At 64.5% G+C, this 16,927-nt stretch carries 11 protein-coding genes and 1 riboswitch; of the genes, 4 read left to right on the plus strand and 7 right to left on the minus strand.

What is annotated here, in order from left to right; translation table 11 throughout:
- Window positions 1-2: 2 nt before the first annotated feature.
- The 6 genes from AC25M7_RS14170 to AC25M7_RS14195 all read right to left on the minus strand — a co-directional run bounded on the left by AC25M7_RS14170 (window position 3) and on the right by AC25M7_RS14195 (window position 10,688).
- Window positions 3-695 carry a sensor histidine kinase gene (locus tag AC25M7_RS14170; RefSeq protein ID WP_062364614.1) on the minus strand — a complete coding sequence of 231 codons (693 nt, stop codon included), beginning with the start codon at window positions 693-695 and terminating at the stop codon, window positions 3-5.
- Window positions 692-2,299: a response regulator gene (locus AC25M7_RS14175; protein WP_028689527.1), complete on the minus strand. Its 1,608-nt coding sequence runs from the start codon at window positions 2,297-2,299 to the stop codon at window positions 692-694. Before AC25M7_RS14175 ends, AC25M7_RS14170 begins: the two co-directional genes overlap by 4 nt.
- A 157-nt stretch (window positions 2,300-2,456) precedes the next feature.
- A complete protein-coding gene (locus AC25M7_RS14180; protein WP_486971164.1) occupies window positions 2,457-5,174 on the minus strand; it encodes a winged helix-turn-helix domain-containing protein in 2,718 nt (905 codons plus the stop codon).
- 222 nt (window positions 5,175-5,396) lie between these two features.
- Complete coding sequence (locus AC25M7_RS14185; protein ID WP_028689525.1) at window positions 5,397-6,761, minus strand: DUF1329 domain-containing protein; 1,365 nt, start codon at window positions 6,759-6,761, stop codon at window positions 5,397-5,399.
- Between the two features lie 25 nt (window positions 6,762-6,786).
- Complete coding sequence (locus AC25M7_RS14190) at window positions 6,787-8,673, minus strand: DUF1302 domain-containing protein (RefSeq protein ID WP_062364621.1); 1,887 nt, start codon at window positions 8,671-8,673, stop codon at window positions 6,787-6,789.
- A 332-nt stretch (window positions 8,674-9,005) separates the two neighbouring features.
- Window positions 9,006-10,688 carry a fatty acid--CoA ligase gene (locus tag AC25M7_RS14195; RefSeq protein WP_028689523.1) on the minus strand — a complete coding sequence of 561 codons (1,683 nt, stop codon included), beginning with the start codon at window positions 10,686-10,688 and terminating at the stop codon, window positions 9,006-9,008.
- A 189-nt stretch (window positions 10,689-10,877) separates the two neighbouring features.
- Between AC25M7_RS14195 and AC25M7_RS14200 the strand changes: the two genes are divergently transcribed.
- The 3 genes from AC25M7_RS14200 (at window position 10,878) to AC25M7_RS14210 (ending at window position 13,728) form a co-directional block, all read left to right on the plus strand.
- Window positions 10,878-11,843, plus strand: a complete 966-nt coding sequence (locus AC25M7_RS14200) for a 2-hydroxyacid dehydrogenase (RefSeq protein ID WP_062364626.1) — start codon at window positions 10,878-10,880, stop codon at window positions 11,841-11,843.
- Window positions 11,844-11,894: 51 nt separating this feature from the next.
- Window positions 11,895-12,893, plus strand: a complete 999-nt coding sequence (locus AC25M7_RS14205; RefSeq protein ID WP_028689701.1) for a methyltransferase — start codon at window positions 11,895-11,897, stop codon at window positions 12,891-12,893.
- A gap of 38 nt (window positions 12,894-12,931) precedes the next feature.
- A riboswitch (yybP-ykoY riboswitch) is annotated at window positions 12,932-13,053 on the plus strand.
- Window positions 13,054-13,143: 90 nt separating this feature from the next.
- Entirely contained in the window at window positions 13,144-13,728 is a 585-nt protein-coding gene (locus tag AC25M7_RS14210; protein ID WP_182322530.1) for a TMEM165/GDT1 family protein, read from the plus strand.
- 73 nt (window positions 13,729-13,801) lie between these two features.
- Here the strand turns inward: AC25M7_RS14210 and AC25M7_RS14215 are convergent, their stop codons facing one another.
- On the minus strand, window positions 13,802-14,617 hold the full coding sequence (locus tag AC25M7_RS14215) for a M48 family metallopeptidase (protein ID WP_028689521.1): 816 nt from the start codon (window positions 14,615-14,617) through the stop codon (window positions 13,802-13,804).
- Between the two features lie 152 nt (window positions 14,618-14,769).
- Here AC25M7_RS14215 and AC25M7_RS14220 point away from each other — a divergent pair, with 152 nt between their 5' ends.
- Window positions 14,770-16,911 carry a methyl-accepting chemotaxis protein gene (locus tag AC25M7_RS14220; RefSeq protein WP_028689520.1) on the plus strand — a complete coding sequence of 714 codons (2,142 nt, stop codon included), beginning with the start codon at window positions 14,770-14,772 and terminating at the stop codon, window positions 16,909-16,911.
- Window positions 16,912-16,927 lie beyond the last annotated feature (16 nt).

The following is a 16,927-nucleotide window of genomic DNA, read 5'->3' on the forward strand; positions in this document are numbered from 1 at the left end:
TCTCAAGGCAGGTACAACCGGAACAACCCGCCCCCCAGTGTCCCGCCATTGGCAATCTCGATCCGCCCGCGTACCCCGTTGCGCTCGTGCAGCGCGGCAATTCGCGCGGCGAAGTACAGCCCCAGCCCGGTGCTGCCGCTCTGCGAGTCGATGCCCTGCACATAGTCGTGCTGGCGTTCGAGCATGCGCTGTGGATAACCGGCGCCGTCGTCGTTGACGCTGATCACCAGTTGCTCGCCCTCTTCCTCGATGCTGATCAGCAGGGCATGGCCGGCATAGCGGATGGCGTTGGTGAGCACATTGGCCACCACCGAGGCGACCAGTTCGCGGTCGAAGAAGCCCAGCGGGCTCTCGGTCTCGATGCGCCAGGTGGCAAGGATGTCGCGGTGTTTGATCACCTCTTCCTGGGCCGCCAGCTGGGCCTCGAGGAAGTCGTCCAGCTCGTGGTAGTCCGGGCAGATGGGCAGCTGGTTGACGCCCAGCTTGTACAGCCCCAGCAACTGCACGAGCATACCGTTCAGGTGGCTGAGCTCATGCTCCACCACACCCTGCTCGGTGCCGCCGCGCAGCGCTTCGGGCAGGCGCGCCAGCCATTGGCTGTGGGCATGGGTGAGCGCCGAGAGGGAGTTTTTCAGGTCGTGCACGGTGGAGGCGATCACCGTGGAGAAGTCCAGCCCCTGGTTGTCCTGGTTCATGCGCCGAAGACCCGGATGTGCAGTTTGCGGTAGCGGTCATAGCGACTGTCGCTGGCGGGAATGCCGGCCACGCTGGTGAGACAGTCGCGGCACTCCTGCATCAGTGCCGGCGGTGGCGTCTCGCCGCCGATACGCAGCAGGGCCTGGGCGGTGTTCAGGGCGATGCTGATGTTCTTCGGCTGCAGCGACAACGCCTTGCGGAACATGCCCAGCGCTTCGTTGAGCTGACCGCCCTGGTAGCTGCGCACACCCTGGCGGTTGAGGTCCACGGCTTCGGTCACCGCCCCCAGCACCAGCGGATCGTCGGTGAGCTTGGCGACGCTCTGCATGACCTTGGGGTCGTCGCCGTAGGTTTCCACACACCCCTTGAGGATCGAGGTACCCGCCGCGTCCTGGCCAAGTTGCTGCAGTTGCCTGGCCACCGTCAGGGCCGCTTCCACGGAGAAGAACTGGTCCATCTTCTCCAGACGCTGCATGGCCTGCTCAGTGAGCTTGGCGGCGGTTTCTGGATCGCCAGCCTGCTGCAGGCTGGCGGCCTTCATTAACCGCGCACGCACCTGCAGGCCCTGGTCCTCGACATTCTCCTTGGCCACCTCGCTGAGCACGGTGTTGATCTCGACCCGGGTACGGGCGTCGAGACCGTTGCCACTGTTCTTGTTCATCAACGCCTGGACCAGCCCCAGGTTGCTCTCGGCGTCCTTGTAGCGCGAACTCTGCCCTTGGTTCACCGCATGGCGATAAGCCTTGGAGGCGCTTTCGAAGTCGGCGTTGTCCAGTGCCAACTTGCCCAGCGCGGCCTGGCGGCGCACGGCGAGCGGCGACAGGCGCACCGCCTCCTCGAGCATGTGCTGGGCACGCCGGGTCTCACCCTGGGCCACCAGCACCTCGGCCATGCCATCGTACAGGTTGGGCATGATCGGGAAGGCCTTGAGGGCCTGCTCGTAGACACCCTGGGCCTGGGCGTTCTGCCCGCGCTTGTGCAGCAGGCTGCCGAGCGCCGCGTAAACCCAGGGCTGCGGACGACTGGCAAGGATGTTCTTGAGAAACTTCTCCAGTTCCTCGAAGCGATTGAGATCGCGCAGTGCGTCAGCGCGGTAGCGCAGGCACAGCGGGGCGAAGCGCGGGTCTTTCTTGCACAACTCGGCACAGGCGGCGAGCACTTCGGCCGGACGGCTGCGGTCGAGGGCCTGGAGAATCGGCTTGAGCAGCGTCTTGCGCTGGGTCAGCTTCTCCAGGCGCTGGGCCAGGCCGACCCGGTTGAAGGGCTTGGTCAGGTAAGCGTCGGGCTCGTGCTCGATGGCACTGAGCACGATGGACTGGCTGCTTTCGGCGGTGACCATGATGAACACGCATTCATGGCTGATCAGCTTGTCGAGGATCAGGTCCTCGAGCACTTGCTGGCCGTTCTTCTTACCGTCACCCAGGTGGAAATCCTGGAGGATGAAGTCGTAACGCTTCTGCCCGCACATGCGCAGCGCCTGTTCGCCACTGTCGGCGGTGTCGACGTCCCGCACGCCAAGCTCGCGAAGCATCGAACGGGTCGAGGTTCGGAAGTCGGTGAAGTCGTCGACGATCAGAAAGCTTTTTTGCCCATACTGCAGCATCAACACGACCTGTATTGAAAAAGTGGGGAAGTGGCGCGTGGCGATGCATACCGCCGAGGCCTGTATCGGCAGCGGTTCGGGAAAGATGAGCCCGGAAAGGTAACGCCGAATGATGGCCTAAAGCCGCTATCTTAACGGCCGACCTCGCCTTAAGCCACTAGACCAGCAAGCCAAGGGTCTTGGCCCTGGCCACCGCCTGGGTGCGGCGCTCGACACCGAGCTTGCTGTTGATATGGCTGGCGTGGGTCTTGACCGTGTGCAGGGAGATGAACAGGCGCTCGCTGATCTGCTGGTTTGAACAGCCTTGGGCGATCAGTTCCAGCACGGCGAACTCACGGCTGCTCAGAGCCTCGGTGGCCCCCCCGCCGGTAGCCAGCGCCTGCGGCAGATGGGCCAGCAGATCGCTCTGCGCCGGGCAGGCCGCACGCCCCGTCAACTGCTCGCGCAGCCAGTGTGGCTGCTCTTCGATCAAGCGTTGGAAGGCCTGCAGAGCACCGCCCTGGGCCGCTTCCAGGGCAGATGCGAGCAACCTGGCCGCTTCGGCGTCACGCCCCTCGGCCAGCAGCAGGGCGATCAATTGGCACTGAGCGCTGACCACCAGCGTCATGCCACCGCTGGCCTGGCCCCGCTCGACCAGCGTGCGCAACCGCGCTTCGGCGTCACCGGGGCGGGCCAGCACCCGTTCCAGCAAGGCCTGCTGCAACTCGATGTGCAGTGGCAACAACGGGTGGAACTCCGGTGCGGCCGCAGGTTGCTCGCCACCATAGGTCTGCCCCAAGCGCAGCAGCCAGGACTCGGCCAGGTCCGTTCGGCCCTGGGCCAACCAAAGCTCGCACTTCACCAGGGTAATCATGGCTAGGTAGAAGATCGGCGGCACATCCCAGATATGCATCAGCCGCTCCGCCTCGGCCAGTTCCGAGAACGCTTCGGCAAAACGCCCTTCGCGACCGTCCAACGAGGCGATCACGCAATGCCCGATCAGGACGCTGATGTCGCGGCAGCTGCGCGCCTCGCTGAGCCCGGCGCGCAAGCGCGCACGGCCCTGGGCGTAATGCAGGCGGGCCGCCAGCAAGTAGCCCTCGTACAAGGTCAGGCGTGCGCGCACGGCATACAGGCGCTGCCCCGAAAGGCCCTGCAACCGCTGCAATCCTTGGCGCACTTCGTCCAGGGCTCGCAGCACCTCACCCCGGGCGTGCAGTACTCGCGCCCGATCGTAATGGGCCAGGGCCTCAAACAGCGGGTTGCCGACCCGTTGCGCCAATTCGAGTGCTTCGCGGTTCCAGCCCCGCGCTCGCCAGAAATCGCCATCGGCGATGGCCAGGTTCGACAGGGTCGACAGACACACCAGCCGCTGACCGTAGCGCTTGTTCGGCAAGCTCTGCAGCGCCTCGCCACAGTAGGCGAGTGTCCGCTCGCGATCGCCGCGGCCACGGGCGATGACCCCGCTAAGGGCCAGCCACTGGGCGAGCATCGACTTCTGTGCCGTAGCCGACGGTGCGGGCAGGAAGCGGCTCAGGTAGGCCGCCAGCTCCTCGGCGGCGTCCAGTTGGCAGGCCAAACCCAGGGCCCAGCTATACAGGACGATCAGCCTGGGCGTGCTGATCAACAAGCTGTCGGGCAGGTCCATCTTCCAGCGCAGCAGCATGCCGACATTCTGCTCCGCCAGCAGTTGCTCCTCGGACAGGCTCTGTACCAGGCCCGCCGCCACGTCCAGGTGGCCCGCGCGCAGGGCCTGCTCCACCGCTTCGTCCAGCAGGCCCTGCCCTTCGAACCAACGGCAGGCACGCAGGTGCAGCCCCGCCAGTGGCTCACAGGCCTGCCGGCTACGCAGCAGGTCGGAGAACAGGTGGTGATAACGGAACCACAACCCATGCTCGTCGAGCGGCACCAGGAACACCTGGTGGGCCTGCAGATAGCTCAGGATCTCGCCGCTGTCATGGCGCTCGCGCAGGGCGTCACATAATTCGGCGCAGAAACGCTCCTGGCAGGCAGTCTCGTAGAGAAACGCCTGCACGGGGGCCGGCAGGATGTCGATGACTTCCTCCAGCAGGTAGTCGCGGATAAGCCCTTCGCCGCCATGCAGCGCCTGGGGCAAGGCGTGGTCCTCGCCGGACTCGCTGGCCGCCAGTTGCCAGAAACGCAGCCCTGCCACCCAACCGTCGCTGCGCTGGATCAGGTTGTCCAGGGCTTGGCCGCGCAAACCGGTGGGTTGGCGGCCGATCACGGCCAGCGCTTCATCGGGGGTCAGGCGCAGGTCCTGCTCGTTGAGTTCGACCAGTTGGCGCGATAGGCGCAGGCGCGCCAGGTGCCAGTCGGGCCGTTGACGACTGGTGACCAGCAGGGCCAACCCGGCCGGCAGATGGTTGAGGAAGAACTGCAGGCAACGATCGAGCACCGGCCCCTGGGCCAGGTGATAGTCATCCAGTACCAGCAGCAAGGGCGTGTCCGGTTGCAGGTAGAGCGCGAGTTCATCAAGCAGGCCGTCGAGCCACTCTTCGAAGGCGAAGGGTTGATGCCGTTGGCGCATCTTCAAAAGCCCCAGGGCCTGGCCGCCAAGTGCCGGGCAGAACTGCTGCAAGCCTTCGAGCAAGCGTTCGAGAAAACGCCCCGGATCAGCATCGCGCTGGCTCAAGCCAAGCCAGAGGCTGCGCCAGTGGCTGGGCAGCGCCTGGCAGAACTCAATGGCCAACGAACTCTTGCCAAACCCCGCCGGTGCGTTCACCAGTAACAGACGCCCCCCCAGGCCACTTTGCAGGCGCTGGCACAGGCGTGCTCTGGGGACGTGCGCTTCAGGCAGCGGCGGCCGGAAGAAACGCCCATCCAGCAGGCCCAAGGCCTGGCTGGCGACTCCGTGGGTACGGGACAGGTCTGTCATGGCCGGCTCGTTCTGATTGGAATAGGGCGGCGTAAGGGCTTGTTGCGAGACTAGCGGCAAACGCTGCGCATTTGAAGATGATGCAGGCGCTTTGCCCTAAAAAGACTACGACAAAAAGAAACAGCAGCGACAGGCCGCTCGACTTCACGCCCGCACAAACAGAAACGCCCCGGCTAGCCGGGGCGTTCTGGGAGATCAAACGGAGTTGCGACGACTGTCAGCTCAACGCACACCCGCCTGACGCAGGGCTGCCGGTTGGAAATCGGCCTTGCTGGCGCTGAAGCCGAAGTTGTAGGCGCTCTTCTCTTCGTTCTTCATGCCCAAGGCCAGGTAGCGACCCGACTGCAGGTCGTAGATGGCCTCCAGGGTGTACCAGGGTACCTGCACGTTGTAGTACGGCTGGGCGTGGGCCTCGGAAACGCGCCACAACTGGTTGCGACCGTCGTACTGGTCGATCACCGCAGCCTGCCAGGTGTCCTCGTCGATGTAGAAGTCACGCTTGGCATAGATGTGGCGCTGACCCGGCTTGAGGGTGGCAACCACGTGCCAGACGCGGCGCAGCTCGTAACGCGACAAGTCCTGGTTGATGTGCCCGGCCTTGATGATGTCGCTGTACTTGAGCTTCGGATCGTCCAGCTTGTAGGCGTTGGAGGCGATGTACATCTCCTTCTTGCCTTCGAGCTTCCAGTCGTAACGGTCCGGCGCGCCGTTGTACATGTCCAGGTTGTCGGAGGTGCGCAGGCCGTCGGCGGCAGTCCCCGGGCCGTCGTACGACACTTGCGGCGCCTGGCGCACACGGCGCTGGCCGGCGTTGTAAATCCAAGCCTTGCGCGGCTCCTTGACCTGGTCGAGTGTCTCGTGGACCAGCAGTACGGTCCCGGCCAGCCGCGCCGGGGCGGTCACTTCCTGCTTGAAGTAGAACAGAATGTTGCCCGGGTTGGCCGGATCGTAGTCCTTCATCTTGTCGCGGAACACGAACTGGTCCTGGAAATACACCAGGCTGTACGAGCCGTTCTGCTGCGGGGTGGCCTGGGTGACCAGGCGGGTCACGCTGCCACCACGGTAGCGGGTGATGTGGTTCCAGATCACCTCCAGGCCATCCTTGGGGATCGGGAACGGCACGGCGGTGCGGAAGTTCTCCAGGCCGTTGCCGCCGGCGACCAGGGTGGTCTTGGTGGCGTTTTCCTTGATCGCGGCGAACACATCGTCCGGTACCGTGGAGCCGCGGTGGGTCTTGTACACCGGGATCTTGTAGGTGTCCGGATAGCGCTTGAGCATCGCCAGCTGGCCAGGCGAGAGCTTGTCCTTGTATTGGTCGGCGTTCTGCGCAGTGATGGTGAACAGGGGTTTCTCGCTGCCGTAGGGGTCGGACAGGAAGCCCTTCGCATCGACGCTGCCGGCGCTCTTGGACAGCGGCTCCCACGGGCCGATCGAGCCATCGGCGTTACCAGCCTTCTCCGCGCCCATCGGTGTCAGTGTGGAGCCCAGCTTGGCCGCTTCGGTGGCGGAAACCGCAGCCATGACGCTGGTTGCCAGCAGGGACATGCCCAGTACACCGGCTTGCAGCAGACGTGTGGTCATTTTCATTGTGTGTCGTCCTGGATCAGGTTTCTTAGAAGTTCACGCCGAAGCTGAGGGCGACAAAGTCGCGGTCATCCACGGTGGTGTACTTGCCATCGAAGAAGTTGGTGTACGACAGGCTCGCCGTGTAGGTGTTCTGGTACTCGGCGTCCAGGCCAAGGCTGACCGCCTTGCGGCCTTCCTCGAAGTTGCCGCCTGGGCCAGGGGAGTAACCCGAAACGTCGTGGGACCAGGCCACGCTGGGCTTGAGGTTGACCCCTGCGAAGACGTCGTTGTAATCCCAGATGGCGCGCGCACGATAGCCCCACGAGGTGCTGGTAGTGAAACCGTCACCCTCGCAATTGCGCGTCAGGTTGGCAGACGAACTGCCCAACCCGGAGCCACCGATGGTGCTCGTGTTGAGCAGACGGCAGGCATTGCCAGGCAGGTCACCCGGGCCGTAGACCGGGTCGCGACCATAACGGGCCTTGTCACGGCTCTCCAGGCCACCGACGTGGGTGACACCGACTTCACCGACAAGGGTCATGCGGCTGGCACCCATGACCTGGTCGAAGAAGTGGGTGAAGGTGGTCTGGAACTGGGTGATTTCCTTGCGTTTGTAACCGTGAAGGTCTTCTCCTGGCTGGCCGTTCAGTACCGAAGCATTGCCGAACAACGGCCCCCCCAGTGGTTTTACACCAGCAAACAGGATGTCAGTACTGTTCAATTGCACAGGCGCGTTGGGGCGGTAGCTGATCTCGCCGCTCCAGGCGGTGCCGGTGGGCAAGGTGGTGGAGAAGCTGAGCCCGTAGAGACGGATGTCTTCCGGATACTCGACGAAGTATTGCGAGTTACCCGCCACGATCAGCGGCGCGAGTGACCGCAATGCCGCTGGCAGCGCAGCTGCGCGGGCAAAGGTCGCACGCGAGGCACCGGTGGCACTGAAGATAGGTGCGCGGCTGTGGTAGTTCATGAAGTACGCGCCGAACTCGGTGTCCAGCGGCTCGTACATGTAGCGGAACGCGACGCCCCATTGACCACTGTCACGAGCGTCACGGTCGGCGCCTCGGCGAACCAGCACGCCCTCCTCGTTGTAGTTGACACCATTGGCGGCCAACACTCCCCGCGCTGCTGCTGGCAAGGCATTGAGGGTACGGCTGCTGTTCAGCACACGCAGGTTGTCGGTGCAACCGTCGGCGATGATGTCGGGCTGGGAGAAGAAGGTGCCGCAGTTGTCGACGACCGTCTGATCCCATTCGATCTGGTAGAAGGCCTCGGCCGACAGGTTGTCGGTCAGACTCTGGGAGACATAGAACATGTTAACCGGGATCAGGCCTTCCTTGATCTCGGAACCCGGACGTCGGAACGCGGATACATCAATCGGGTTGATCGAGTTGATACCGCCGCCGATGAAGGTGCTCTCACCCCAGCTCACGACCTGCTTGCCCAGGCGCACCGAGCCCGGCAGATCGGCAATGGAGTAGTTGTGATACACGAAGGCGTCGAGCAGTTCAGCGCCCGAGGACTTGGCGCCTTCCTTGCGGTTGGAGTCACTGATGTCCTTGAACTCGCGGTTTTCATCCTTGAGCTCGAAGTCGTACCAGTACTTGCCGCGAACGAACACGCCAGTGTCGCCGTACTTGAGTTCCAGGTCGTGGATGCCCTTGAAGATCTTCGAGAAGGTCTCGCCCTTCTTGAAGTTCAGGTGACCATCGTCAGAGGTCTGGGACAGGCCGTTGCCGCCGTTGTTGACCCCGATGAGGTTCTTGTTGGGGTTGGCAGTCGACCAGCTGGCGCCAACGGAGAGCGACGAGTCGAACTGGCCTTCGATTTCACCGATGTTGAAGCTGACCGCGAAAGCAGGACTTGCGAGCGTAGAAGCGAGGCTGACGGCCAGGGGCAGTTTCGCCCGGCGCCAGAACAGGTTTGCAGATGTCATCGACGCTACTCCATGTACTTTTTTGTTATGGCAGTGAGTCCTTTCAGAAACGGCTCGAGCGCCTGGTGAAGCAGGCTCCTGCCCGTGGCACCGCGCATTGGCGCGTGGTGCCCTCCCCCATTCCTGAAAATCCCCTGACCCGACTATAGCCAGCGGTCACAGGTGCTTGATCCCTCTAAAGTGTGATTTGCGCGTCCTGCTTGCGGCCCACCCCGAGTCGGCCGGCCTGCGCGCTGGCAGTGCTCAAGCATGGCTCAATTCTAGCGATTGACAAGGCGACATGCTGTCTAGCCTGCGGGGTCGCGCTGAAAAACGCGCGCCCCGCGCCTGGGTTACAAGGTGGAAAGGAACGCGCTGTTACTGGCCTGCCACTGGCTGATATCCACGCGGATACGCTTCTTGTCGAGCTTGCCAACACTGGTCTTGGGAATTTCAGTAACAAGGGCGATCTGGCTGGGAATCGCCCACTTGTTGATGTGCCCTTGTTCGACGAAAGGCTTGAGGTGTTCCTTGAGCGCACGGGCATCGATGCTCTGCCCCTCACGCACCACCAGCAGCGCGAACGGGCGCTCGCCCCACTGAGGGTCGGGGACCCCGACCACCGCCACCTCACGCACCGACGGGTGCCGGCTGACCAGATCCTCAAGGTCGAGCGAAGAGATCCATTCGCCACCGGTCTTGATCACATCCTTGATGCGGTCGCGGATGTCGATAAAGCCCATGCCGTCCAGGGTGGCGACATCGCCGGTATGCAGCCAGCCACCCTGCCAGAGCTCCTCGCCCTTCTCCGGCTCGCGGAAGTAGCCCATGGTCAGCCAGGGCGCGCGCAGCACCAGCTCGCCCTGGGTTTCGCCATCGGCGGGCAGGAAGTTGCCACTGCCATCGACGATGGCGGCTTCGACCAAAGGCACCGGCACGCCAGCCTTGATCCGGTAGCTGGTGCGCTCATCCTCGCTGCCGGCCTGCAACTCGTCGTTCAGGTGCGCGGCGCTGATCAGCGGGCAAGTCTCGGACATGCCATAGGCGGCGGTGAGCTGGATGCCGCGAGCCAGCGCCGCCTGGTACAGGGCCCGGTTGAGCGCACTGCCGCCGATGATGATCTTCCAGCCGCCAAAATCCTGGCCGGCCGCCGACGGGCAGTTGAGCAGCATCTGCAGGATGGTCGGCACGCAGTGGGAGAAGGTGACCTTTTCCTCGCGCCACAGCCTGATCAGCATGTCTGGCTCGTAGCGCCCCGGGTAGACCTGCTTGATGCCCATCATGGTCGCCGCGTAGGGGATGCCCCAGGCGTGCACGTGGAACATCGGCGTGATCGGCATGTAGACGTCGTTGCTGCTCAGCAGCCTGACGCTGTCCAGGCTGCCCAGAACCGAGGTTTCGGCCAGGGTGTGCAGCACCAGCTGGCGATGGGTGAAGTACACCCCCTTGGGATTGCCGGTGGTGCCGGTGGTGTAGAAGGTGGTGGCTACCGAATTCTCGTCGAAGTCAGGGAAGTCGTACTGCGGGCTGGCCGCGGCCAGCAGGTGCTCGTACTCGCCCACCAGGTTCGGCAGGTCGGCGGTCTTGTCCGGGCCATCGGTCAGCAGCAGGGTCTTGTCGACCGTGGTCAGCTGCCCGGCAATGGCCTGGTAGAGGCCGATGAAATCGCTGTTGACCAGCACGAAACGGTCTTCGGCGTGGTTCATGGTGTAGAGAATCTGCTCGGGCGACAGGCGCACGTTGATGGTGTGCACCACCGCGCCAATCATCGGGATGGCGAACATGCACTCCAGGTAACGGTGACTGTCCCAATCCATCACCGCCACGGTGTCACCGGCCTTCACACCGGCCGCGGTCAACACGTTGGCCAGGCGGGCGATGCGCTCGTTGAGCTGCGGGTAGGTAAGGCGGACCTGGTCGCGGTAGACGATCTCGCGGGTCTTCTCGTAGCGGCTGCCGGACATCAGCAGGCGCTTGATCAGCAACGGGTATTCGTAGGCGCCCTCGGCGGGCTTGATGATGCGAGTCTGCAACATGGGTATCCCTTTTCTTCAATACGGGCAGAACGGTTCAGTAATCCACTGTAGTTCGGTGACGCACCGGTCAAATCAGCCGAAGGAATGATTTGCGCCCGCGAGGTATGAGTGCGGACGGCACCGTTGACGAATGGCGCCGGCGGACCAGACACTGCGTTGATGCCCGCCGCCCTACCACCGGAGCCCCCGATGCCCAGCCCACGTCGCGCCGTGTTTCTCGATCACCAGTCACTGGACCTGGGTGACCTCGACCTTTCACCGCTGCAGGCGCAGTTCGATGAACTGCAACTGTGCGCCACCACCACTGCCGATCAGGTCGCCGAACGCCTGCAAGGCGCCACGGCGGTGATCAGCAACAAGGTGTTGCTCGATGCCGCCACACTGGCCGCCGCCCCTGACCTCAAGCTGATCCTGGTGGCCGCCACCGGCACCAACAATGTCGACCTGGCCGCCGCCCGAGCCCAGGGCATCACCGTGTGCAACTGCCAGGGCTACGGCACGCCGTCGGTGGCCCAGCACACCCTGGCCCTGCTGCTGGCCCTGGCCACGCGCCTGTGCGACTACAACCAGGCGGTCAAGGCCGGGCAGTGGGCCAAGGCCAGCCAGTTCTGCCTGCTGGACTTCCCCATCGTCGAGCTGGAGGGCAAGACCCTCGGCCTGCTCGGGCATGGCGAGCTGGGCGGCGCGGTGGCGCACCTGGCCGAGGCGTTCGGCATGCGCGTGCTGAGCGGGCAGATTCCCGGCCGGCCCGCCCGCGCCGATCGCCTGCCGCTGGACGAACTGCTGCCACAGGTCGATGCCCTGACCCTGCACTGCCCGCTCAACGAGCAGACCCGGCACATGATCGGCGCCAACGAACTGGCCCTGCTCAAGCCGGGGGCACTGGTGGTCAACACCGCCCGCGGCGGGCTGATCGACGAACAGGCCCTGGCCGATGCCCTGCGCAGCGGCCACTTGGGCGGCGCCGCCACCGATGTGCTGAGCGTCGAGCCGCCGGCCGAGGGCAACCCGCTGCTGGCGGCGGACATCCCGCGCCTGATCATCACCCCGCACAGCGCCTGGGGCGCGGTGGAATCGCGCCAGCGCATCGTCAGCCAGTTGGCCGAGAACGCCCAGGCCTACTTCGCCGGCCAACCGCGGCGAGTGGTCGGCTGATCCGCCGACGCCTCTGCTACACTGCGCCACTTTTTTCAGGAGGCGTCGTCCATGGACCCGCGCAGTGAAGTGTTGCTCCGCCAGGCAGAGCTGTTCCAAGGCCCGCTGCTGATCGCCGGGGCCCAGGCCGACGGCCTGCTCGGCCAACTGCCCGGCGCCCATGGCTGGACCTGGCATGCCGGCGACCAGGCGCTGCTCGAGAGCCGCTTCGCCGGGCGTAGCCACTATGGTGTCGAAGTGCCCGAGGTGGCCTTCGACTCCGCCGTGCTGTTCCTACCCAAGTCCCGCGAGCTGGCCGCCTACCTGCTCAACGCCCTGGCCTCGCGCCTGGGTGGTCGCCAGCTGTACCTGGTGGGGGAAAAGCGCGGCGGCATCGAAGGCGCGGCCAAGCAACTGCAGGTGTTCGGCAAACCGCGCAAGCTCGACAGCGCCAGGCACTGCCAGCTGTGGCAGGTAACCGTGGATAACCCCCCTGGGGCCACGCCACTGGAAAGCCTGGCCGAACGCTTCGAACTGCCGCTGGCCGATGGTCCGCTGCAAGTCATCAGCCTGCCCGGGGTGTTCAGCCATGGGCGCCTGGACAAGGGCACCGCGCTGCTGCTGGACCACCTCGACGGCCTGCCCAACGGCCATGTCCTGGACTTCGGCTGCGGCGCCGGCGTGCTCGGCGCCACGATCAAGCGCCGTTATCCGCAGAGCCGGGTCACCTTGCTCGATGTCGATGCCTTCGCGGTCGCGGCCAGCCGCCTGACCCTGGCGGCCAATGGCCTGGAAGGCGAGGTGATCAGCGGCGACGGCATCGATGCCGCGCCGTCGGATCTGGACCTGATCCTGAGCAATCCGCCGTTCCACACCGGTGTGCACACCGACTACCAGGCATCGGAAAACCTGCTGAAAAAATCAGGCGAACATCTGCGAAAAGGCGGAGAAATGCGGCTGGTAGCCAACAGTTTCCTGCGCTATCAACCACTCATCGAAGGCGCCCTGGGCAATTGTGAAATCCGAGCCGAGGCACAAGGCTTTCGCATCTACCGGGCGACGCGTGGATAAAAACAGGGCTTGCCGAAAGCGTTTCGCCTAGGCAGAATCCGCTCCGTCCTAGGGGAGTAGTCTCCCGCGAGCACCCTGCTCGCCCGGTACGCGTCAACACACTTGGCCCACAGGCCATGGCGCGTGCGACCCACGATCTGCGCAGACAGATCCAGGGTTTGACAAGACCTATGACACGCACACCTTACCCGGGGCGGGGAGGCTGTACGTGTCATAGCCGTGTCGACCCGCCCCCGTAGGAATCCTGATGCTGGAATCGTTGCTCGTCCCCACCGCCATCGTTGCCCTCGCCGAAATCGGCGACAAGACGCAATTGCTCGCGCTCATCCTCGCCGCACGCTTTCGCAAACCCTGGCCGATCATCGCCGGGATCATCGCCGCGACCCTGGCCAACCATGCCGCCGCCGGCGCCGTGGGCGCCTGGGTCAGCAGTTTTTTCACCGAGTCGGTGCTGCACTGGATTCTTGCCGCGAGCTTCACCGCCACCGCGCTGTGGACACTGGTACCGGACAAGATGGACGATGACGAAACCAGCAACGCGCGCCGCTTCGGGCCGTTCGTCACCACGCTGATCGCCTTCTTCCTCGCCGAGATCGGCGACAAGACCCAGGTGGCCACGGTGATGCTGGCCGCCCAGTATCCGCACCTGATCATGGTCATCATCGGCACCACCCTAGGCATGCTGATTGCCAACGTCCCAGTGGTCCTGGCGGGTAACTTCGCGGCGGAGAAACTGCCGCTGACGCTGATCCGTCGCCTGGCGGCGACCGCGTTCATCGTGCTGGCCATCGTCGCGGTGTATTCGGCGATGAAGACCAGTGGCTGGATTGGCTGATCGCGCAGGGGACTTTACCCTTCGTGGGAGCGGCGGTGCGCCGCTCCCACGTTTTGCATGCAACCCCGGCGGCTTACTGCTTGGCCGCTTGATACAACGGCATCACCTTCGGAATCGCCGCCTGCAGCGAAGCGATCCGACTGCTCGACGCCGGGTGGGTGCTCATGAACTCCGGCGGCGCCCCCTCGGACGCCTTGCTCATCTTGTTCCACAAGGTGATCGCGGCGTTCGGGTCGTAGCCGGCGCGGGCCGACAGTTCTAGGCCGATCAGGTCGGCTTCGTTCTCGTTGGCCCGGCTGTTGGGCAGGGTCATGGCGTAGTTCACCACGGTATCGGCCATGGCCATGCTGTCCTGGCCCAGGCCGAAGATCGCGCCGGCGCCCTGGCGGGCCATTTCCACGCCATAGGCCTTGGACATCGCTTCACGGCTGTGCTCGCGCAAGGCGTGGGCAATCTCGTGGCCCACCACCGCGGCAATCTCGGCGTCTGTCAGCTTGAGCTGGTCGATCAGGCCGGTGTAGACGATGATCTTGCCGCCCGGGCCGCAGTTGGCGTTGAGCTCGTCGCTCTTGATCACGTTGACTTCCCAATTCCACTGCGCGGCATCCGGCCGAAACTGTGGTGCCTGGGCAATCAGACGCTTGGCAATGGCCTGCACGCGCTTGGCATCATTGCTTGTTTTGTCCAGCACGCCCTTGCTCGACGCCTCGCCGAGGGTCTGCTGGTAGGACTGGGCGTACATCTGGTTGACCTCATCGGTCGAGAGCATGCTGAACATGTACTGCTGGCGCTGGACGCCCACGGCACCGCCACTGGTGGTATTGACCGCCTGGCAACCGCCGAGCAGGACGCTGGCCGTCAGCATGCTGACAACGAATGACTTACGCATGAAAACACTCCCTATTTACGTGCCGCGTATCCTAGGCCCAGACGTCCGCGCCTGCCAGAGCCACAGGTAAGATTTCTGACAATCCCCTCATGCTTTGGTATTAGCCCGCCGATAACACTCGGTAACGACCTCCTTGCGCGCGGAGCTTTGCCATGAAGTTCAAGTCGATCCAGTTTTCCGTGGCCGCCCTGGCCGGTGCCATCGTGCTGAGCATTGTCGCGGCCCTGGTGCTGTACGCCGTGTATTCGGGGCAGCGGACCCAGACGCTGGTACAACAGCGCACGCAGCAGCAGTTCGAGACGGTCATCGAACAACGCCTCTCGGCCCTGGCCCGCACTCAGGTCAGCGAGATCCAGCGCGGCCTGGAAGCGCCCCTGGCGATCGCCCGCGGCCTGGCCACCGGCAATGCCATGCTCGGCATGCAGGGCGCCGACGGCCAGCCACTGATGCGCGTCGATCGCGAACACCTGATCAACCAGCTCAAGCGCACCGTGGAGGTCAACCCGAGCGTGCTGGGCGCCTACCTGGGCTGGGAGCCGAACGCCCTCGACCATGCCGATGGCCGCTACGTCGGCAGCCACCTGGTGGGTATCGACAGCGCCAGCGGGCGCTTCCTGCCCTGGTGGTTCCGCAATGGCGACGGTAGCCTCGGCCAGGACAAGCTGGCCGATGTCGACGACCGCACGGTGCTCGCCACCGGCGTGCGCGCCAGCGAGTACTACCTGTGCCCCAAGGAGTCGAAAAAGGCCTGCGTGATCGATCCCGCGCCCTATAAAGTGGGCGACAAGATGGTCATGCTCGCCTCTTTCGTCGAGCCGATCATGATCGACGGCCAGTTCCAGGGCATGGCCGGCGCCGACCTGTCGGTGAACTTCATCCAGGACCTGCTCAATGCCGCCGACCGCCAGCTCTATGAAGGTGCCGGTGAACTGGCGCTGGTCTCCAGCAACGGGCGCCTGGTGGCCTACACCCGCGATCCGGCCAAGTTCGGTGAAAAGGCCGGCGACGTGCTGGACAGCGACGAAGCCAACACCCTCAATAACCTGAGCGGCGAGGCGCTGCACTATGAAGTGGACGCCACCAAGGACCGCATCGAGCTGTACCTGCCATTCAAGATCGCCGGCACCGACGCACGCTGGACTTTGCTGCTGGAGCTGCCGCTGAGCACGGTCATGGCCGACGTCAACCGCCTGCAGCAGGACCTGGCCGAACAGCGCCGCACCGATATCGCCGGTATGACCGTGGTCGGCCTGGGCATCGCCGCGCTCGGCCTGCTGGTGATCTGGCTGCTGGCCCTGGGCATTGCCCGCCCGCTCAAGCAGATGGTGAGCATGCTCGACGACATCGCCCAGGGCGAAGGCGACCTGACCCGGCGCCTGCAAAGCGACCGGGCCGACGAACTGGGCGCCATCGCCAAGGGCTTCAACACTTTCCTGGCCAAGTTGCAGGCGATGATCAGCCAGGTGGTCAGTTCGGTACAGAAAGTCAGCGACTCGTCGGAACACACCGCCGACATTGCCATCCGCACCAACCAGGGCGTGCACAAACAGATGGCCGAGATCGACCAGGTGGCCACCGCCGTGCACGAAATGACCGCCACTGCCCAGGACGTGGCGCGCAATGCAACGCAGGCGGCACAGGCCGCCAGTGAAGCTGACCGCGCCGCCAACCAGGGCCTGGACATCGTCCGCGATACCTCGCACTCGATCAGCGAGCTGGCCACCGAGATCGGTCGCGCCGTGACCGTGGTCCAGGACCTGGCCCGCGACAGCGAGAACATCAACGCCATCCTGGTGACCATCCGCGCCATCGCCGAGCAGACCAACCTGCTGGCGCTCAACGCCGCCATCGAGGCGGCCCGGGCCGGCGAGCAGGGCCGCGGTTTCGCGGTAGTCGCCGACGAGGTGCGCAACCTGGCGCAGAAGACCCAGCAGGCCACCCAGGAAATCCAGCAGATGATCCAGCAACTGCAGCTGGGCACCCGCGAAGTGGTCAAGGTGATGGAAGACAGCCAGGGCAAGACCGACATCAGTGTGCAGCAGGCCAGCCGCGCGGCCGAGTCTCTGGCCAGCATCACCCAGGCGGTTTCGGTGATCAACGACATGAACACGCAGATCGCCAGCGCCGCCGAGGAACAGAGCGCCGTGGCCGAGGACATCAACCGCAATGTGATCAACATCGGCCAGGTGGCGGGCGAAGTGGCAGGTGGCGCCGATGAGTCGAGCCAGGCCAGCGCCGAGCTGACCAAGCTGGCCGAGCAGCAGCGGCGGTTGATCAATCAGTTCAGGGTTTGATCCCCGGGCGCGCCGT

This window comes from Pseudomonas sp. P106(2024) (assembly GCF_057480815.1).